15 protein-coding genes and 1 pseudogene are annotated in these 19,588 nt (G+C 46.7%); 4 read left to right on the top strand and 12 right to left on the bottom strand.

The annotated features are described in order from the left end of the window. Window positions 1-467 precede the first annotated feature (467 nt). Genes EV681_RS11250 through EV681_RS11260 form a run of 3 tightly spaced genes read right to left on the bottom strand, consistent with a single transcriptional unit; the run spans window position 468 to window position 3,825 of the window. Window positions 468-1,370 (bottom strand): plasmid partitioning protein RepB C-terminal domain-containing protein, encoded by a 903-nt coding sequence (locus EV681_RS11250; protein ID WP_130304078.1) that lies wholly within the window; start codon window positions 1,368-1,370, stop codon window positions 468-470. Then, window positions 1,367-2,263 carry a plasmid partitioning protein RepB C-terminal domain-containing protein gene (locus EV681_RS11255; RefSeq protein ID WP_130304079.1) on the bottom strand — a complete coding sequence of 299 codons (897 nt, stop codon included), beginning with the start codon at window positions 2,261-2,263 and terminating at the stop codon, window positions 1,367-1,369. The genes EV681_RS11250 and EV681_RS11255 overlap by 4 nt, the downstream gene beginning before the upstream one ends. Further along, window positions 2,260-3,825, bottom strand: a complete 1,566-nt coding sequence (locus EV681_RS11260) for a recombinase family protein (RefSeq protein WP_242612229.1) — start codon at window positions 3,823-3,825, stop codon at window positions 2,260-2,262. Before EV681_RS11260 ends, EV681_RS11255 begins: the two co-directional genes overlap by 4 nt. A 255-nt stretch (window positions 3,826-4,080) precedes the next feature. Here EV681_RS11260 and EV681_RS11265 point away from each other — a divergent pair, with 255 nt between their 5' ends. After that, window positions 4,081-4,656, top strand: coding sequence for an HAD family hydrolase (locus EV681_RS11265; protein WP_130304080.1), 576 nt, complete (start codon window positions 4,081-4,083; stop codon window positions 4,654-4,656). A 65-nt stretch (window positions 4,657-4,721) separates the two neighbouring features. Here the strand turns inward: EV681_RS11265 and EV681_RS11270 are convergent, their stop codons facing one another. The 6 genes and pseudogenes from EV681_RS11270 to EV681_RS11290 all read right to left on the bottom strand — a co-directional run bounded on the left by EV681_RS11270 (window position 4,722) and on the right by EV681_RS11290 (window position 11,370). Further along, complete coding sequence (locus EV681_RS11270) at window positions 4,722-5,963, bottom strand: MerR family transcriptional regulator (RefSeq protein WP_242612230.1); 1,242 nt, start codon at window positions 5,961-5,963, stop codon at window positions 4,722-4,724. Between the two features lie 186 nt (window positions 5,964-6,149). Next, window positions 6,150-6,488 (bottom strand): annotated as a pseudogene (locus EV681_RS22905) (TniQ family protein); the annotation flags it as partial. Beyond that, complete coding sequence (locus EV681_RS11275; RefSeq protein ID WP_130304082.1) at window positions 6,485-7,807, bottom strand: TniQ family protein; 1,323 nt, start codon at window positions 7,805-7,807, stop codon at window positions 6,485-6,487. The pseudogene EV681_RS22905 and the gene EV681_RS11275, both read right to left, overlap by 4 nt. Beyond that, complete coding sequence (locus EV681_RS11280) at window positions 7,804-8,739, bottom strand: TniB family NTP-binding protein (protein WP_130304083.1); 936 nt, start codon at window positions 8,737-8,739, stop codon at window positions 7,804-7,806. Before EV681_RS11280 ends, EV681_RS11275 begins: the two co-directional genes overlap by 4 nt. Further along, the gene (locus EV681_RS11285) at window positions 8,736-10,703 is read right to left on the bottom strand and encodes a Mu transposase C-terminal domain-containing protein (protein ID WP_130304084.1); all 1,968 of its coding nucleotides are present in this window, start codon (window positions 10,701-10,703) and stop codon (window positions 8,736-8,738) included. The genes EV681_RS11280 and EV681_RS11285 overlap by 4 nt, the downstream gene beginning before the upstream one ends. Continuing rightward, entirely contained in the window at window positions 10,666-11,370 is a 705-nt protein-coding gene (locus tag EV681_RS11290) for a TnsA endonuclease N-terminal domain-containing protein (protein ID WP_165393037.1), read from the bottom strand. The genes EV681_RS11285 and EV681_RS11290 overlap by 38 nt, the downstream gene beginning before the upstream one ends. Window positions 11,371-12,060: 690 nt before the next feature. Between EV681_RS11290 and EV681_RS11295 the strand changes: the two genes are divergently transcribed. Then, window positions 12,061-13,098, top strand: coding sequence for a hypothetical protein (locus EV681_RS11295; protein WP_130304086.1), 1,038 nt, complete (start codon window positions 12,061-12,063; stop codon window positions 13,096-13,098). 161 nt (window positions 13,099-13,259) lie between these two features. Here EV681_RS11295 and gyrB read toward each other — a convergent pair whose 3' ends face one another. From gyrB to dnaA, 3 genes are all read right to left on the bottom strand, one after another. Next, complete coding sequence (gene gyrB / locus EV681_RS11300) at window positions 13,260-15,710, bottom strand: DNA topoisomerase (ATP-hydrolyzing) subunit B (protein WP_128393359.1); 2,451 nt, start codon at window positions 15,708-15,710, stop codon at window positions 13,260-13,262. A gap of 180 nt (window positions 15,711-15,890) precedes the next feature. Further along, complete coding sequence (gene dnaN / locus EV681_RS11305) at window positions 15,891-17,000, bottom strand: DNA polymerase III subunit beta (protein ID WP_128393358.1); 1,110 nt, start codon at window positions 16,998-17,000, stop codon at window positions 15,891-15,893. 2 nt (window positions 17,001-17,002) lie between these two features. Then, entirely contained in the window at window positions 17,003-18,535 is a 1,533-nt protein-coding gene (gene dnaA / locus EV681_RS11310; RefSeq protein WP_130304087.1) for a chromosomal replication initiator protein DnaA, read from the bottom strand. 354 nt (window positions 18,536-18,889) lie between these two features. Between dnaA and EV681_RS11315 the strand changes: the two genes are divergently transcribed. Continuing rightward, a complete protein-coding gene (locus EV681_RS11315) occupies window positions 18,890-19,162 on the top strand; it encodes a hypothetical protein (RefSeq protein WP_130304088.1) in 273 nt (90 codons plus the stop codon). A 291-nt stretch (window positions 19,163-19,453) separates the two neighbouring features. After that, a complete protein-coding gene (gene rpmH / locus EV681_RS11320) occupies window positions 19,454-19,588 on the top strand; it encodes a 50S ribosomal protein L34 (RefSeq protein ID WP_006578231.1) in 135 nt (44 codons plus the stop codon).

Raw genomic sequence — 19,588 nt, forward strand, 5'->3', positions numbered from 1 at the left:
CCTACTGGGATGAATTACTCCACCAAGAACCTGATGGAGATTCAATCCTCTACGATCTGTCGCTGATATTCAAGATGGGTTTACCGGACGCTTACTCCCGATTGACTTCATAAGCTCTTTCTAGGTGAGTTTGCCGACCACTTACCAAATATACTCAGATTTTCATTAGATGTTTAATGATGACGGTATTAATCTATCATTTAAAATATTTTGCAAATTTAGACTGACTTGGTAACACCAATGGCTTTACCGTTTCAGAGTCTACACGTTGCCTTTTATCGAGCCAATTAAATCCCATCATGGCAACCGCAATAATGGCACCAAAGGTGGATAGAAATAGGACTAAATAAAGCATGGCAGCTTCTCTGTGTGGACTAGTGTTATTTGTTAAATCCTATTATAAACATAATGACTCTGCAAAAAAATCGGTCTTTTTATCGTCGACCTGTTCCGACCTTACGACAGACTCACTGCGTTGGAAGCTCTTTGATATTGGCGATACGTTGAAGTTGCTGCAAATAATCAGGATGCGTTTTCGCTAACCAGCGAACCACAGCAGCATTTTCCAATAGTGACTCCTCAATGTAGGATTTATTTATTTCCAATTCAAGGCTGGCCGGTCCATATCCTTCTTCCAGCAGGCGCGTGTCCGATTGCATTGAGGCCAATTCACGCTCAAGTCTTCGAATTGCCTCGCTAGGAACTGTTGATTGATTTTTGGCGGCGGCTCTTTCCGTTAATTGCTCAATGGGCGTATTCTGTAGCATGGCGTTGGCAAGCTTAAGGGAATAGTTATTGAGATTCACCATAGACTGCGCCACGTCGATCTGTCGAAAGGGCCTCATTTGCTTCAGTACATGAAACATTCCGTATGTAGCCGGCTTTTCGGCGAGCAGCGTTACGACCTCATCACAAATCCCATCCAACAGACGAAATTTCTGACGAATCGCATCAGTCGACACATTCAAAGCTTCCGCCAGCTGTTTGACCGAAACGCCACGCTCGGCTGCACGAACGATCATACGGTGGGCTTGCACGACCGATAAACGATTGACCCGTTTGTTGTACGTGTAACCTTCGTCATCCGTGGAAATTAAACACAGCGCTTGTTGCGCCCCTAAATCTCGAAGCGCTTCAACCCGCATACGACCGTCTAATATCAGGAAAGTATTTCTTTGACTCGAGTTCAGTACCACCACAATTGGCTCAACGAGGCCGATAACCTGCACAGAACTGCGTATCTGCCGGTATGTGATTGATTCTTTAATGCCTGTTGGTAATTCCACTGTATAGCGTAACTTATCCAATGGGATTTCTATACAGTCCCGCTCAAATCCGAGGCGGATCGATTTTGGCGGCGGCGATGTCATTTGTTTAGCCCGCCTTGAGGTAACAGATCAGCTAACGGTTGCGGAACGCTGGTCAGCTTTTCTTTTCTCAACAAGCTGCGAAACTCTTTATTTGCGAACAATTCTTTAAAAATCTGCCGCACCAATAGCAACGATTGCTGTGTGAACTCCGATTTTTTCTGAATTCTCTTGTGCATTTCTACGTCACGTTTATAAATTTTCATCAGATCTTCGGATGTCATTGGTTTGTTTTTCTGCGCTCTGGAGAAAATATTAGTACCCTGTTTCCCACTACGGGACCGCTGCTCCAAAATTTTTCGTACGATTGTCACTTTGCGCCCTTTCAGATCTCCGTTCTCGTAGGCTTCAAGCAATAATTGCTGAGCCTCACTGTCGTCGACCCGAGAAATACTGACAGCTAAATGCAAGGGGATGTGCCCAGCCTCAGCAGCAGCCAAAAGCCGTTTTTCCCCTCTTTCAAGTAGATTTGCGACATTATTCACCCATGAAGCCGTACAACCCAATTTGGTCCCAATATCAGCGTCGGTATATCCTCTTTGCTTGAGCACTCGTACTTGCTCCATGGTCTCGGATGCCCTAGGATTACGTCGTGCAACGTTCTCGACGATACTCATTAGATGAGCCGTTTCTTCATCGACATCTAGGACGAGAGCCGCGATTTCGATCTGTCCGAGTTCTTTACACGACTCAAGCCTACCTTGACCACAAACTAGAGCGTAGGGTAAGTCCCCATTATCTGACGACACTCGTCTAACGGTGATAGGCCGCTTTAGCCCGATCTGTTCAATGCTGTCTGTAATAGTTTTATGTATTTTCTGATTCCGCAATCGTGGATTGGCAATAAAAATCTGATCAATGGGGATCATTTCTACCGATTGATGTGATTTAGTCATGCAACCTCCTTCAAAGGTACACGTCCTGCCAAATGATAAAAGCCGTCCAGAGAATCTGTACGGTAAGCGTCAAGCGTGAATCCGTTATCCTCCAAAAGTGGTAATGTCTTGGGACTAAAATCAATCGCCGGAAAGACATAGTAGTCATGAATGTATCTATTGGATTCTTCCATTCGGGCAACTACAGTAATATCGGGTTCAAGACTTGCATCGAAGCGGATACACCAGCGATATTTGCCTGTTTTTGTCGGTTTACAGCGTGCGATTACCAACGAGGCCGTGAATTCGCCGTTTATCGTAAGCAAGTCCGTCTCCGCACTACGCACAACCCTGCCTCCTGTTTTCGCTATCTCAGAAGTCATTTCTTCGACCAACTCTGGATGCCGCCGACGTAAAGCCCTATTAATTTCCAAATAGGCATAATCACGCTTAGGCTTGTAACCAATGAGACTATATGCTCTAAGCAAGCTTCCAAAACGGCTCTTATATGCAGAGCTGGAAGGCACCTCATCCTCTTCGTCAATAAGCATCCCTGAAAGCGCTCCATGTCTCGCCAAGGTTAGCTTTAACATGCTCAACATTTGAGCATCATCTATATGCCGCGATCTTGCCGCAATAACCGCTTGTACTTGCAAAAATAGAGAAATAGGAACAATTGCTTCAAAAGCGCCATCCCTCCGTACCCAATCTTCTGGGGCATTACGAACATGTTGAATCTTTAATTTGAAGGAAGAACGGTTGTAAACGTTGTTTCCGATATATTTTTCATTTGTTAGAATTTGGTGGATAGTGCCCCTAGTCCAAGGCGTGCCTATGTCGTTTAAGATCCCTTCTCGGTTAAGCACTGATGCTATGACGCGCTCAGGCATACCTTCTTCAAGAAAAAGTCTATAAATACGGTGAATAGTGGCAATTTCCCGCTCTGGACCAGGTATTAGGATCACACGATCAGTTTGAATGCTTTTATTTTCTCCCCGCGATAAGAGCCCTTTAGCGTTGTGATTTTCGTCGACCAATTGTCTGCGCAGTCCGAAGCCAGGAGCACCACCTTGACGATATCCATGACGAATGATATTGCAAGCGCCATTAAATACCTTAACAGACAATTCGCGGCTATATTCAGCCGCCATACTGCGTTTTATACCAATGAAAACGGTCGAGGGAAGAGAGCCGTCATTATTGAAAGGCTCAGCGCAGTATATGATCTGAATACCTCGGCTTTTGCACGCGTGTACGTATGCTGCAGCCTCGTCCGGATCAGGAAATCTCCCCCAACGGCTGATGTCATAGACGAGAACGGCCTGAAATCCCGGGGACGGCAGTTCCACATCACGTAGTAATGCCTGTAGTCCGTTTCGACCCTTTAGATTTAGGCCGCTTTTCCCAGAGTCTTCATAGGTTTTAACTATTCTCATGTTATGCAGCGCTGCATATTCAGAAATAGCTGCCGATTGATTTTCTGTCGAATACCTCTGATGCTCGGTGGACATGCGCACGTATTGGGCTACCCGCATCGGGCAGTCGCTCGGCTGTTTAATAGAATTATCAGCGTGATTCGACATCCAACCTCCAACTCTATGGGAGTGGTGTGAAAGCTACATGGTAGAAATTGGTTATGACGATTTTGTGAAATATATACCTTGTTTAACAAAACAATTAAACGTAAAGTTTTTCAAATCCAGTTCTCCTTGTGATCAAACGCAAAGCATGAGAGTCTGAGAAGTGGAATTACTGACTTTAACTGACAGCGTCACTGCAAGCGTATCATCTAATCATTTACTAAAATTTGCCGTCATATTCCACAATGGTAGACGAACATGAAACATATCTCAGCTGTTTGCTTTGATGCATTTGGTACATTAATCAAATATGGTGGACACCCTATCAATCCGTACCGACACTTAACTCAAGGCGAACATAATCGAGCGGCTGAACGCCGTCAGTTTTTGACGCGAAATGCTGGCCTAGCAGATTTTGCATCAGAACTTGGATTGTCCCATATGCTGCCCATCATTCAAGCCGAACTCAATGAGGAGCTCGCTGGGCTTCAGCTCTTCCCGGAAGTCCAGCAAACACTTGATAAATTACGGACGCACGGCAAGCGAATGGCTGTCTGCTCGAATTTAGCGGCTGCATATGGGCCCGTAGTGAGGCAACTACTTCCCCTTGTGGATGCTCATATCCTAAGTTTCGAGGTCGGCGCTGCCAAGCCCGAGCCCGCCATTTACAGCCAAGTATGTGATCAACTCTCGTGTCAACCCAGTGAAGTGCTTTTCATCGGGGACAGTAAGCGTTGCGACCTGGAAGGGCCCATAGCTTTTGGAATGGAGGCAAGATGGTTAGACCGCAAAAGTGGTGATACGCTGCTGGGGGCACTGGCAGGCTATTTATAGATAGTGTCAAATTCTGAGTGTTAGCATTTTCCCCTTTTACGATATTAGGAGCAAACTCCCCCACTCTAGAGTGCATCAAAGTTTACTAAGTCGCTTCTTCTGTAGAAATACTGCCGATTGTCATCTACTTCCGGCCCTGTGACTGGAGAGCAGCTCAAAAACCTCTTCATAGCGCGAGGTGAGCATTTATTTACTCTCGCTAGCTCAGCAAGAGCTACATACTCAGATTGAAATTCATTTAGCGTCTCAAGAGCGACCCTTCGACTATCAGCTTTGCAACTTACTGTTTCTAACAATCCAGATCGAACGAGCTCATAAGCAACTTGTTGCTTGATACCTAATTTTCTAGCTGCTTCATCAATCGATACCGTGCCGGTGTTAATATTTCGGAATTTATGCAACCAGGTCTGAAAGCCTTGCTTCTCCAGCACTACTTCACCCAGCTTGATTCGTCTATTGATTCCCACCGAGCCTAACGCACCATCTATCAGCGAGTTTACCAGCCCCACAAACTCGTGATCCGTTAGTCGGCTATACCTAAAAATATGATTTAACGATACGCTTTTGGAGGTTGATCGTAGAGTGGGAGTAATCAATAACATGCAGACTTCACGCTTAGAAATATGCCAAGACGCTGTTCGATGAATTACTGGAGACAACCGTGCCTTCACCACTCCGTTATCCAACAAAATACGCAAACGACGCCTTGGAATTTTCAGTAATAACGCTGCTTCATTTAATGTAAGACGGTCCTTTTGACTAGACTCAAGCGAGCTCAGAACGTTTTTGTCAACGGATAACGATCTCCGTCCGGTAGGGAAATTTACTACATTATGCGGCACTAAGTTTGCTTTAGCCAAATGAGAAACTGCAGCGTTTTCTATACCTGCTGCTTTTGCAACTACAGCTAACGTCTGACGCGGATGGGATTGGCGAGCACTCTTAGAGAATGAGGTATTTCTAGCACTTATTACGCCAGCCCAACAGTCATTAATGTATTTCTCAAAGACATCTCTAACGAACTGATAGCAGGGTTCCTTCAAGGATCGATAAAGCACAAAATAGAAGGATCTAAAATCCTTTTTGAGACTATTAGTAGTACTTTCAGGTTGAATGGATCGAACTAGTTGTGTAAATCCGCGAGGCCAATTTGATATCGCTTTTACTGCCCGTTTAAGGATGAGATAATCGTTTTCAACCGTACGATCCTCTACACGAAATCGCATCTTTGCCGGCACAACGCCAAGGTCAAATTGCCCCAGGTAAAAAATCAACTTTGCAGCCTGGTAGAAATCCAGACCGAACAACAGCTTCTGTTCCGGTGCTGTCTCTCGCCAGTTATACAGCAATCTCTGAAATCGCAATAAGTTTTCAGCAATTTTTTGCGTGCAGGCACTTCGACGTGCCGTTCCACAGCAATGACACTTCTCCGGATGGGCTGATACAACTGCAGTAGATACGCAATTGATACAGCGATCTTCAAGTCGACATTTGTGGAGAACACAGATAACGGATGTGCGAAGTATCCACTCACCCCGCCAGTGTTGACTTTCTTCTAAACAATCCCAACACCACCGTATATGAGGGGTAAATACTCTTTGTTGTGCTAGCCCAGACAACTTCTCCGAGGAATACTTGGACCTATCAAATAAATTTACATTCTTATCCCAATCAGCTGGCATATGCTCCTTAAGTAATCCGTATGAATCCGAAGCATAAAAAAATCCTCGAGTGTCCGAAAATCCATTCACTCTCAGTAACCTATGAGCATAGCCATCCCTCAATTCATGCATTTGAGGAGACGGTCGAATTAAAAAATTCCTAGAGTTCAATTGAGAAACCCGAGATAAGTGAATTCAAATTTAGATTCCAGCCGCTTCAAATCCTCTTTCAAGTACTGATTCCATTTCTCTAGTCGTTCTGCCGTGCACCTCATGAAATAGTCGATTAACTCATTAAGAGGGCTATTATTTGAGGGAAGACTTATAGCATCGGGGATAATCCAATGCGATTTACACAGATCAAGATCATCGATGTCATAGCCCAGAATCGCAACAATCAACAAATTTTCCAGTAATTCAAAAACCTGCTCCTCCTTATGCCCTGAAATTATTGCTACAGCTGGTATTGGTAAATGATCCCGACTTTGTGCCTCTGACGCTTTTAGATATCTTAATTTGTGACAATTTCTGTTCCACCAAACAGCACAATACTCAACAAATGCAGTACACGCTGATTCAGGAATTGACTCTAGAAAATGGATGGAAAAATGGCCACGTCGGTAGATACGGAATGTGGCGCTCTGGTTACGACCTATTTGTTCCCCCATATATCCTGGATTTTTATGGCAAAGCGTTAAGAAGGTTAGATCTATCTTTTGGGTTCTTTGATACCCAAAACCTTTTCGCTGCCAGAAATGGAGATACCGAATAAACTGAAAAACAAGCCGAGTGCCAGCTTTTGAAGTGTGTTTACTTTCATCAAGTTGCTTATTTTCGGCCAAGTCTTTTGCGACCACCAGCTTTATTACTTCCGTTTGATCTAGCTTGAACGTATAGAAATTATCTACATATTTTGCAGAAGGTCTTAAATGCGGGGAAAGATATTGAATCGGATCCCTCTTTTGGATTTTCCAATGCACGTTACGTACATTGGTTGTACGATCTGTTAGCCTGCATCCGCAACTGCAACTCCAATTTGGCAAAAGGGAAATCCAAGCAAGTGTTTTTCCACATTCGGGACAGGCACTTGATAGCAAAACTCCATGATAAGGGCACGAATGTATGCCAAAGACCTGCCAACAGGAGAGATGATATTCATTCTCGCACAAGCAATGTGGGCAATACCAAACAGTATGCGCCCTGAAATTCATCAATTTCTCTGAAACTCCAAAGTTCAGGCACTTGTAGTCCCTCCAAAAAATAGAGTCAATAAGATACTCATCATCGATAGCTTGGCTAAGAATATCAATACACTTTTCGAATTGATTAATGCTTCTCGCCATAAGCATCTTTTTTGCTGTCTGGTAATATCCGTTTTCTCGTAATACATGACCATTTGCCGACATATATCTGTAGATATAGCCGATAATACTTTCGCCCGGGAGCGAATGCGGTCGAACAGCGTATCGAGAAAACGGAGTAAGGTTCATATCACTCTATCCTGACAAAAGGGCTCCCCGACGTTATCCAACCGTCTGAACGCAAAATCTGGACTGAATGGATTGAGTTTATCAACCCCCGCACTCCAAATTTTTTCAGAGAAAGCTCGCTCAATCGTTGATATGTAAACCACACTCTCTCCTGACTCGAAGGCCACTTCCATGGCAGCAATGAGTAATTTTTTTATATACGCAACTCGGCCATCGGTGGCAAAATAGAATCTGGCTGCAGCATCGTTGCCCCGTAGATCATCCGCCGACAGCGGAATAATCATTGACGGTGCAAGCAATTTCACAATTTCATATGTTTCTGATTCGATTTCGGAATACGCTCGATTGGTTAGATTTATTGGAGATTCAAACCGACGACGCAGTTGCTCGTTCACGTCCAATAGCATCTCGAGCCTCGAAATACCTAGAAGTATCAGGGGTATGCCGATTGCGTCCAACAATCCTTTTAGCCAATCTGATGTTGCATAATGGGACTTACGTTGACCTCGGTCGTAGACGTGCTGCGCCTCGTCGAGCAGGATCATCTCTGTTTTACACGCTTTCAGAAGGATTTGGATTCGACGAGTTCGTTCCGGAATCAGCCCTTTTGATGGATATGGATCGCCAAGTGCAGCCAATATTTGATACGCGAGTGCACTAACTGTCCCAACTGATGGCACTTCGACATAAACTATCGTCCGAACTGATAATTCAGGTAATTCAGCGTCTGGATTACTTTGCTTAAGTAGCTCCGCCGCGCTAGTTTTTCCAGTACCAGATTCTCCCACAATGCAGAGATTTTTGACGTATCCAGTAGCGCGATAGAGAGACAACACATCGTTCATTTTTTCAGTTACAGTACGAAAGCCATCGTAATTTACATACTGGGTCTCAAGATCGTAGATGGCTTGATGCAATTGCGCTTTGTTCATTTTTCATTCCTCACGAATTTAAAAGTATTCATCTGCGAGCCCTCACTTCTCGACAATGGTCGATCGTACTTTTTACTCCTATCTCTGCTGGGAACGGAGCGAGCTTTCTTTTCCGCAGTATTGTCATGTTGACCTACTATTACCGGTGACTTTATCCGAGCAGCTTTACGACGAACCGAATGTTTTCGGTTTTGCATACAGCCCTCAATAAACTCTTGCAGCGCAATTCGCTCTTTCATAATTGCATTCGAGTCGCTCGAATCTTTCCCGTCGTCTCTCAGCTTTTTCTGAATGACTTCGTTCTGATTTGATGTAAGCCCATTTGCGTACTCGAAATTAACCGCATTCACGCGGACATATCGTTCATTATTATTTGGCTCAAAGACTCGAATTTGACCAAGATCATATGGATCATAGACTGCCGTTACTCTCACTCCAGGGCCATACTTTGAGAGAATAGGCTGTAGGGCACTATCCGAGTAACGAATTCTATTGACCAAGATTCCATCTTTTCTAAGGCTACGAATTATAGGAATACCAAATACCGGTGAGAGCTGATCAATGTCCTTCGGTAGATTGGGCGTAACCGTTTCCAGGCCTTTTTTCCATTTCGAATAAGGTGACACTCCTAAGCCACCATGGATAGATTGTGCATAGTCATCGAGCATCCATTTTTCAACAATCGCCTTTAGTTCATTTAGAGTAAAGACGGCATGCTTCAGTGGGTCATAGTCTTTCCGCTCGTAGTATTTTGCAAATGCCATGCCAGGCAGTAGATGCGCGCATTGATAATTAATCGTTTTAATATAGCGCTCGACCGCTCCTTTGAACTGAGGTTCATGCTTTGGGCAGAACATAAGTTGGATATACAAGTTGAAAGCCAAGTACTCCATGGCGCTACCATGAAATTCAAGTCCATTATCGACCACTATCTGCTCTGGTATACCCCAGCACATCCATTCATTTTGAGTCTGAAGTCCAGGTACCTTTATGAGTGTTTTCGGAAGAATTGCGTGCTTCAATGCCGCCTGAACTACAGCAGCTGAAGGAGCGCTAAAACTAATGTAGTACCCGACCGGCATTCTTGAATTATGATCAAGAATTATCGTTAGTAGAGGGCGTCCTAGCGGGAGAAACGTTTTTTCATCCACGACAAAAACGTCCATGGGAGTATGATCAATCTCGTAGCGTTCAAGTATCCTTGTAGTCTGAACGCCTTTTCCAACTAGCTTGTACTTCCGTGACGCTAGCCGCCTACCATCCCGCAAAACAGCAACTTCGAATCGATCTATGTCATCCAGCATTCGGTAGCAGGTGGCCCTAGAGGGTAATATTAGTTGGAGCTCTTTCGGACGAAATTCGTTTTCTACCTTTAGCTTTCTCGACAGATTTACTCGTACATCTTTTATCGTAGATTTCGGACTTTTTTTGAACGCTTCGATAATTGACTCTTCGAATAGTCGTATTATTTGTATATTCTGGTATCTACATTTAGGGCCTCGGTTATCAGTCCGAGGAACAAGCGAGCGAACATCTCCCCCTGCAAAATGGTTTCGGGTCTGCCACCGAGTGAGCGTAACGTAGGATGGAGGATTACTATCATTAATCGATATCGAAATCGCTTGTATCATTTGCTCAATCTCACCTACAGTATTCTCCCTACCCCCTAATTCGCGTAGACCATTGATATAAGCCATTCGACGCCGCATCTCCATAGTCTTACTTTCACCGATTTCTTCAAAAGGACGACAAAATGTATTTGCGTCTTCGTCCTTTGGCGAGATCGTAAATTCAAGTTCCGAATTTAGGTATGCGTCAAATAGTTTATTTTTCTCAGCACTCGATATACTGCCGTCCTCTAAACAATGAAGAACAAAAGAACCGTCTGGATTAATCTGTTCAATACGATGAGGACGCTCATTCCAATTAAAAGCCGTATTTCTTGCAAATGTAAAACCAGCCATTATCGTTCTCCTCAAGTCGTATCAATGCGGTAGAGTTGGAAATTGGTTCATCCAGAGAGCAACTAATTAATCCAGCAGCGAGGAAATCAAACGCGGTCAGTTGATATTTCGCAACTGCAATGTTTAATCGACCCACTGTTGATTGTTCATACTCATTGAGGGAAGAGATGATTATCTGGAGACGTGTTCTCGGGTTTTGTTTCCTGCTTAACTGACGATATATGTATCGCAAATTGCCTAATCGCGGTTCAATTCGAAGCTCTTGCTCTGTGATTATTGTGTATTGCGTCCGTTTAATCTGAAGCCAATCGGCTATCGCTTGATACTTAGTTTTATTTTCGAGCCTCCGCATAAATTCTGAGTGCTTAATTTCTACCAGCAAAGTTTCACCGTTTGAGAGAAGCAGCTCGAAATCAGGCGTGTAGGTTCTAAGCTTTCCGTTGCGTGGATATTTGACTTTGTAAGGCTGTTCACGATAGTGGATAATCGCAGGATTCAATTCAAAGCTAATGACCGCATCAGCTTCAATAAGGCCCTCATATCGCACCATCCTGTTATTCTTCGATGATGGGAATTTTCCCCGCACGATGCTACCGCTCGGTGTAACGACACGTCGAGCGGGCGTATGAAAGCTATATCGGTTATGCAGTCTTTTTCGATTCGTCATATAAATTCCTTTTCTTGAGCAACAGATTCCCCTGCAGTCCATTTGGAACGCACATTTGAGGCGCAAGAGTACCTATTCTCAATAAATTTTTATCGAGAAAATTTCGCTTTATTCGGTATATGGCTTGACTTTGCCACTGAGAAAAGGAATACTAAAGTTTCCACGCTATAGCAGTCCCTCTACTCAAGAGGCTCTGTGTTTCAGATAAAAGCCGAGCAATGTAAAAGTTGGTCGGTTTTTTTATTTCATAGTCTCTCCTGTTGTCTCGATTTTTCCTGTAAAAGTTGGCTTTCTATCCAGTTAGAAACGTCCTCAGTAGAAACGAATTTGCCTTTTCTGTTTTCCACTTCGAACTCTTGTATGGGAAGCGTGCCTTTGCTCCGTGCTTTTCTATACGCGGCAGTCGACGTATAGCCGAGCAGTCGCCATACCTGCAACGCAGGAATAAAGTAACCATACTTTTCAGTCAATTGCTCGTATATCGACAAGTTGTACCTATACGCATTCTGCATCTACTGGCTCCGGTTAAGTGAGGCCTTTGACGTATAAAGTCACACTCAATTCTCATAGAATACCGAAAATCTGACCTAATAGCATCCGTCTTTTTCAGGTGTCATTTTTGGCCTATAAAAATAATTTCTTTAATTTAATCAAAATATTATGGTTTTCTTAAGTTCGGAAATCGTTAGTATGGCAACTCTACACGATATTATTTGCAAATTAGTGCCTCCATTATGGTGTATAGAGTTAATGAAAAGAACGGGTTGCTCTCCTCCTTCGCGACTGCAGAGAGTCATTGACGGAATTATTGATTGTCCGGAGAACCGAGCTTCGAATAGGTACTATAAACAGTTCAGTGGTAAGCAATTTCCCTATGTAGACGCAGAAATTAAGTGTGAAACCAAGGTCTCTGATAGCCAATGGCTTCTCCGCAACGTGTTTTGGGAACTTTTCTTTCACGAAACGTTATCGGAAGAACAGGCTTATTTTTATTTCTCTAAGCTTTCAGGTCGATATTTGAATCGCTTATCGAGGGATTGGTGGTTACGTACAAACCTATACAGAGATTCCTTTACTGATAAAGTACTTCGTTATGTGACTCTGGATTCATTAGCCGTACTCGTTATTTTGATCAAATTGGCTAAGCACAAGGGTGAGTTCGTTCTGGAGGAACGTATAGCCCGGCAACTGTATCGAGGATTATTAATAATTGGAGCTCATATTCCAAATATTAATAATCTTCGCTTGATCTTTTTTTCTATCATTCGTGCCACAATTTTTAATAAGATAAAGTGGTTCGGTGGCTACAAGCCTGTTTTAGACTTCAATTTATATCAATTTGAGGTTCAATATTTAAATGCATTCTTTCCGATCATGCCCAGTCTAGGGCTCACGCTGAACACAGAACAAAAACAAAAACATGTGTACGACCGATCAACACTGTTGTCCCGTAAGTTAGAGGAACTCCCCATCAACTCACTTAATCTATTTCTAATCCCGCCTCGTACAAGTATCAAAACCCTGGACGACTGGAATCGCGTCTATTCAGAAATTGAAATTCGATTAGACGATTTGCGCGACATGAACTACTCGTTCAACGACACGTTTACATCAAAGTATTTCGAAAACCGCGAGTTGCAGGAAACTGCTCGGTTCATTCGTAAGCATGCTCCATATAGACCAACGGTAGCTCCATCTCAATCAATGGTCGATAAACTTTTCCCGTAAGTCGACTCTTAATTTCGACCAACAAAAAAAATAGGCAAACATTTTTGATATGTCTGCCTATTTTTCGTTTAATTAGCAAATCCGAATATTTTCACTAATTGTGAGATTCCAATTTCATCAATTGTGAGACAATTTCACTAATTGTGAGACTCGACAAACACCTACACATCCAGATTTCCCGCCATCAATGCATTGCGCTCGATAAACGCACGACGTGGTTCGACCTGGTCGCCCATGAGCGTGGTGAACATTTCATCGGCGGCAATCGCGTCTTCAATCTGAACGCGCAACAGGCGGCGTACATTGGGGTCCATGGTCGTTTCCCACAGTTGGCCAGGATTCATCTCACCCAGACCTTTATAGCGCTGCTTGCTGACCACACGATCGGCTTCGGCACGCAGCCATTGGATGGCCTCGCGGAAGTCGCTCACGTACTGCTCCTTGCGCTTGTCGCCCTCACCACGATAGACGCGCGCACCTTTGTCGATAAGACCATTGAAGGTATGGGCTGCACGTGACATGACGCCGTAATCGGTACCGTCGACAAAGCGGCTGTCAAATACAGTGACCTTGATATTGCCGTGATGCATGCGACGCAGCACGAGGCGGTACTTCTCGGTTTCCTGATCAAACTCTGCCGTGACAGTGACCGCCAGAGGATGGATAGGATCGTGCAAGGCGGCCTGCATCTGTTCAGCAGACGCCTTGGCAGACGCATCGTCTTCCAGATTAATCACCACGCCTTCCGCAATAGCAGACAGGGCTTCGACATCCATGATTTTGGACAGACGATGAATCACGCTGTCGGAAATCACATACTGGCGAGCCAGCTCTGCCAGCGCGTCACCCGTAATCACGTCAGCGCCGCCCTGAGGCTCCAGCCCGGCGTCCTTGAGTGCGACCTGCATCATGAACTGGGCCTCTTCAGCCTGGTCCTTCAGATAGCGCTCTTCACGGCCCCATTTGACGCGATAAAGCGGCGGCTGGGCGATATAAACGTAACCACGTTCGACCAGCTCAGGCATCTGGCGATACAGCAGCGTGAGCAACAGCGTGCGGATGTGCGCGCCGTCAACGTCGGCATCGGTCATGATAATGATGCGGTGATAGCGCAGTTTTTCCACATTGAAATCCGGCCCGATGCTGGTGCCCAATGCGGTAATCAAGGTTGTGATCTGTTCGCTGGCAATCAGTTTGTCAAAGCGCGCTTTTTCTACGTTCAGCACTTTTCCGCGCAGTGGCAGAATGGCCTGGAACTTGCGATCGCGCCCCTGTTTGGCCGAACCACCCGCAGAGTCGCCCTCCACAATATAGATTTCAGATTTGGCGGGGTCTTTTTCCTGGCAATCGGCCAGTTTACCGGGCAGGCCGGCACCCTCGAGCACGCTTTTACGACGCGTCATCTCGCGTGCGCGGCGCGCGGCTTCGCGGGCTCGTGCTGCATCCACGATTTTGGCGCAAATGGCTTTGGCATCGGTGGGGTTTTCCAGCAGAAAGGTTTCCAGCGTGCGGGCCACTGCCTCTTCCACTGCCGGGCGCACTTCACTGGAGACCAGCTTTTCCTTGGTCTGCGAGCTGAATTTGGGCTCGGGCACTTTGACCGACAGCACGCAGCTTAAGCCTTCGCGCATATCGTCACCAGTGGTATCGACCTTGGCCTTTTTAGCCATTTCGTTATCGCCGATGTACTTGTTAATCACACGTGTCATCGCGGCGCGCAAGCCGGTCAGGTGAGTACCGCCATCGCGTTGTGGAATGTTGTTGGTAAAGCACAAGACACTTTCACCATAGCTGTCATTCCATTGCATGGCCACATCAACGGTAATGCTTGGACCGTCACCCTGCGACTCTGTAGAGACGGCAAACACATTGGGATGCAGAACCGTTTTTGTGCGGTTGATGTATTCGACAAACCCTTTTACACCACCAGAGAACGCAAAGTTCTCTTCCTTGCCCTGACGCTCGTCAATCAAACGAACCTTGACGCCATTGTTCAGGAACGACAGTTCACGCAATCGCTTGGACAGGATCTCGTAATGATATTCAATGTTCTCGAAAATCTGACCGTCTGCCAGATAGCGCACTTCGGTACCGGTTTTATCGGTCGAGCCAACTACCTTCAGGGCCTCTACGCGCGCGCCTCGCTGAAATTCCATCTGATGGACCTGACCATTGCGACGAATGGTCAGACGCAGCCATTCGGACAATGCGTTTACGCAGGATACACCCACGCCGTGCAGACCGCCCGACACCTTATAGGAGTTCTGGTCGAATTTGCCGCCGGCGTGCAGCTCAGTCATGACGATTTCAGCCGCGCTGCGGTGAAATTCGTCACCCTTGTGTATGTCAGTTGGAATACCACGACCGTTATCGGTCACGGAAATGGAATTATCGGTGTGAATAGTCACCACGATATCATCGCAATATCCCGCCAGTGCTTCGTCGATCGCGTTGTCCACCACTTCGAAAATCATGTGGTGCAGACCGGTGCCGTCCGATGTATCTCCAATGTACATGCCGGGGCGCTTGCGCACGGCCTCCAGGCCCTTGAGCATTCTGATGGAATCGGCGCCGTATTCGTTTTCCTGAACTGGCTGGGTATTTTCTGACATAGTTTTGGTAACTCTTCTATTAATTAACTGCTTTGGCGGGAGCGACTGCCTGAACGCAGCGGCAATATTTCAATTGAAATTTAAAATCTTTTGCCGGCGCGTGTCGCGGTACGCACCCCGCTGTGAACAATAACCGGCCCCCCCTTTGCAGGGCAAAGATTGGACCGGCTGTCACGATTTTTAGATACGCATTGGCATGACAACGTATTTGAAGTGCTTTTCATCCGGCAGGGTAATCAGCGCCGAGGCGTTGACATCGGGCTTGACCGACCAAATGACCTCGTCGGTTTTCGCCATGGAAAGCACATCCTGCAGATAGGTCACATTAAAGCCAACACTGAGCGGCTCAAAGCTGTAATCAATCTCGATTTCGTCCTGGGCATTTTCCTGATCTGCATTAATATATTTCATTTGCAGCAGATTGTTTTCCAGGTTCAGCTTGATGCCTTTGAGCTTGTCTGTCATCAGAATGGATGCAATGTGCAAACTGCTTTGCAGCGCTTCGCGATTGACGTTGAAATGACGCGTGTAGTCGCTGGGGATAACCCGCTTGAAGTCGGGGAACTTGCCTTCGACAAGCTTGGAAATCAATTCAATGTCGCCAAAGGTGAAACGAATCTGGTTGGCCGATACATCAATATTGACGGGCTCGTCGCTGTCGTCCAGCAGGCGCTGCACTTCCAGAACGGTTTTGCGTGGCAGGATGACTTCGCTGGAAGACTGGATGCCTTCGATATCTTCAGCGGCATGAGCCAGACGGTGACCATCGGTGGCCACGGCGCGCACCATACCAGGTTCGAACACCATGAGCGTACCATTCAGGTAATAACGGATGTCCTGCTGCGCCATGGAAAAGTGCACCATGCCAAACAGCTTGCGCAATGCCTTTTGCGGCATTGTGAAAGACACGTTCCAGCTCTCGGGCACCGACACGGTCGGGTACTCTGACCCATTCAGGGTTTGCAGCTCCAGGCGGCTTCTGCCGGACTGAATGCCCAGTTTGCCGTCCTGCAGCTTGAGTTTGACTTCATTGGCCGCTGGCAGTGCGCGTACAAAGTCAAGCAGCTTGCGTGCGGCAACCGTTGTAGACTCCACATCGTCACCCACGCCGAAGTCGGCATGCGTGGTGATCTGGACCTCTAGGTCAGTTGCCACAAACGCAATTTTATTCCCCTCTTTACGCAACAGAATATTTGCCAGGATCGGCATCGTGTGCCGGCGCTCTACAATCCCGGCGACCGTTTGCAGCGGTTTGAGCAGCGCATCGCGATTCGCTTGTAACAGTTGCATGATTATCCTTTTAAGGTTTGTTCCAATACGTGTAACTGGTGATTCAACTCGGCGTTCTTGGCACGCTGTTCCGTAATCTTGCGAACCGCATGCAGCACCGTTGTGTGATCTCTGCCGCCGAACGAATCTCCAATTTCCGGCAGGCTTTTCTGCGTTAACTCCTTGGCCAGGTACATGGCGATCTGCCGGGCCATGGCAATATTAGCCGGCCGACGTTTCGAGTACATTTCCTGGACCTTCAGCTTGTAAAAATCGGCCACCGTTTTCTGGATGTTCTCGATGGTAATCTGACCGATTGATACCGACAGCAGATCCTTGAGCGCTTCCTTGCAAAATTCGACCGTGATAATTTTCACGCCATGAAAGCCAGCATAAGCCGAGACCCTGGACAGCGCCCCCTCCAGCTCCCTGACATTACTGCGCAAATGCTTCGCTATGAAGAATGCCGCTTCTTCTTTCAGGACGATGGAAGTTTTTTCTTCGGCCTTGCGCAACAGGATGGCGACCCGCATTTCCAGCTCGGGCGGTTCGATCTGTACCGTGAGGCCTGAATCAAAACGTGACGTGAGCCGACTGTTGATGTCCTGCAATTCGCGCGGATAGGTATCGGACGTAATCACGATTTGCCGGCCGCGCTGCACCATGGTTTCGTAGAGCAGAAAGAACTCTTCCTGGGTGCGCTCTTTCTTGCGAAAAAACTGGATGTCATCGATCAGCAGCAGATCCAGCGAATGATAATACCGCTTCAGATCATCAAAAGTATTGGTCTGGAACGATTTGACCATGTCGGAATAATACTGGTCGGCGTGAATATAACGAACGCGGCTGACCTTGCCTGCCTTAAATAGCGCGTTACCGATGGCGTGCATCAGGTGCGTTTTACCCAGACCCGTACTGCCATACAGAAAGAACGGGTTATACGAAGAGACGCCAGGATTTTCAACAATTTGCGCAGAGGCGGCGTTGGCCAGCTGGTTGGATTTACCAATGACCAGGCTTTCGAACGTCAGGTTCGCATTCATGTGCGAACGTTTGTACACGTGGTCTTCAGGTGCCTGTCCGACTGTCTCGATAATAACGACGGGCTCTTTGCCGGTTGCTGCCGGTTCCACAGCCGTTGTTGTCCGGGTTGCCGTATGCAGCGCTGCACTGGCGCCATGGCCATTGAGCTGGGTGGCCGCGCCGTTAGTGTATTCACGGGGCGCCGGGGCGCCAGCCGTTGGGCCAGCAGGCATACCAGTCGGCGGCGACGTGGCCGGGCCATGCACCTGGGACACATGATGGTCGCGACGCGCCACCTGGAAGATGACCCGGATACCAGGCCGATTGAACCAGTTGCTGGCCAGTTCCTGGATGCGCTGTGTATAGTTGGTGCGTGCCCAGTTCTGTTTGATGGCGTTTGGCGCGGACACGCGAACTTCGCCCAGTTCTTCATCAAAACTGAGAAAAGACAGGGGGTGCACCCATGCCTTCATCTGTTCGGGGGGGAGTTCCTGGGCCAGGGAAAGCACGCAGGATTGCCAAAACTCTTGCATATCGACGTCAATCTGAAAACATCCTATTTTACCCTGATTCGGACAAAGTTATCCACAGGCAGCCCAGCTGTTTCAAAGTTTCCACAGCAACCGGCGCTTTGTAGCAAAAAGGATAGAAACATCGGGCAATAAGGGGCTATCTGAGGCAATTTTGCATCATCTTGCCGTGATTGTTCGCAGATCGGGCATACCCATCAGCAGACACTTGACAACAGAAAGGCAAATATTATTGGAAAAGCCACCTAAACCATTGACTATTCACAAAAAATTTGATGAAATATAAGGCTTTACAAAATTGCGATACGTGCCTGATATTTAGCGGATGGGTTTAGCGGACGGCATAGTGGATGCGTGATGAACGCATTTTTCAGCCGCTGCCTTTTAGTATCTTTTAAGATTTCAGGCATAGCGATACGTAAAAAAACGCTGGAAAAGACTCTGGGGCCGGTTTCAAGCAGGTTCGACATTTCCCTTGTTATTCAATGGGATGTGAGCCTGGGCTTTGCTGTTGTCGGTTCGCTTTTTGTCATGTTGCTCAAGTCCGCGCATGCGGGGTGCGAGCGACACCGGGCACACGACAAGCAGGTCGGTTGCCTGATGGGCAGCCAGAGTCGGGCAGCAAGCTAAGCCCGCTCACCCGGATTGCAAGTGGCAACACCTGCTCCAGGCAGCGGCGCAGAACAATGTGATGGGTCGTCAGTGAAACAGCCGTTTAGGGCTGGCATTGCGACACAACACAATAGACAGCCTGCGGTCAGCCTTTGCTGTAACCCGTTATCAGCCCAAGCATCACTCCTGCGAGGTTTGGCTGCGGGCAGAGTCACCGTATCAATGCTTTTGTCTTGACAAGCGGCGGCGAACAAACCGTCCGGCAGTAGCCGTATTTAACTTTAGCTCTTTATTTTTGGTGGAATTTCCATGAAACGTACTTACCAACCTTCCGTAACTCGTCGCAAACGCACACACGGCTTTCGTGTCCGCATGAAAACCCGTGGTGGCCGCGCAGTGATCAACGCTCGCCGCGCCAAAGGCCGTAAACGTCTGGCCGTCTGA

It is taken from the genome of Advenella incenata (assembly GCF_004217095.1).
GTDB lineage: Bacteria > Pseudomonadota > Gammaproteobacteria > Burkholderiales > Burkholderiaceae_B > Advenella > Advenella incenata.

Bases quoted from the DNA above. Each gene is read 5' to 3' on its own strand.
- EV681_RS11250 (WP_130304078.1), bottom strand. From the start codon at position 1,370: ATGACATCGCCGCCGCCAAAATCGATCCGCCTCGGATTTGAGCGGGAC.
- EV681_RS11255 (WP_130304079.1), bottom strand. From the start codon at position 2,263: ATGACTAAATCACATCAATCGGTAGAAATGATCCCCATTGATCAGATT.
- EV681_RS11260 (WP_242612229.1), bottom strand. From the start codon at position 3,825: ATGTCGAATCACGCTGATAATTCTATTAAACAGCCGAGCGACTGCCCG.
- EV681_RS11265 (WP_130304080.1), top strand. From the start codon at position 4,081: ATGAAACATATCTCAGCTGTTTGCTTTGATGCATTTGGTACATTAATC.
- EV681_RS11275 (WP_130304082.1), bottom strand. From the start codon at position 7,807: ATGAACCTTACTCCGTTTTCTCGATACGCTGTTCGACCGCATTCGCTC.
- EV681_RS11280 (WP_130304083.1), bottom strand. From the start codon at position 8,739: ATGAACAAAGCGCAATTGCATCAAGCCATCTACGATCTTGAGACCCAG.
- EV681_RS11285 (WP_130304084.1), bottom strand. From the start codon at position 10,703: ATGGCTGGTTTTACATTTGCAAGAAATACGGCTTTTAATTGGAATGAG.
- EV681_RS11290 (WP_165393037.1), bottom strand. From the start codon at position 11,370: ATGACGAATCGAAAAAGACTGCATAACCGATATAGCTTTCATACGCCC.
- EV681_RS11295 (WP_130304086.1), top strand. From the start codon at position 12,061: ATGGCAACTCTACACGATATTATTTGCAAATTAGTGCCTCCATTATGG.
- gyrB (WP_128393359.1), bottom strand. From the start codon at position 15,710: ATGTCAGAAAATACCCAGCCAGTTCAGGAAAACGAATACGGCGCCGAT.
- dnaN (WP_128393358.1), bottom strand. From the start codon at position 17,000: ATGCAACTGTTACAAGCGAATCGCGATGCGCTGCTCAAACCGCTGCAA.
- dnaA (WP_130304087.1), bottom strand. From the start codon at position 18,535: ATGCAAGAGTTTTGGCAATCCTGCGTGCTTTCCCTGGCCCAGGAACTC.
- EV681_RS11315 (WP_130304088.1), top strand. From the start codon at position 18,890: ATGAACGCATTTTTCAGCCGCTGCCTTTTAGTATCTTTTAAGATTTCA.
- rpmH (WP_006578231.1), top strand. From the start codon at position 19,454: ATGAAACGTACTTACCAACCTTCCGTAACTCGTCGCAAACGCACACAC.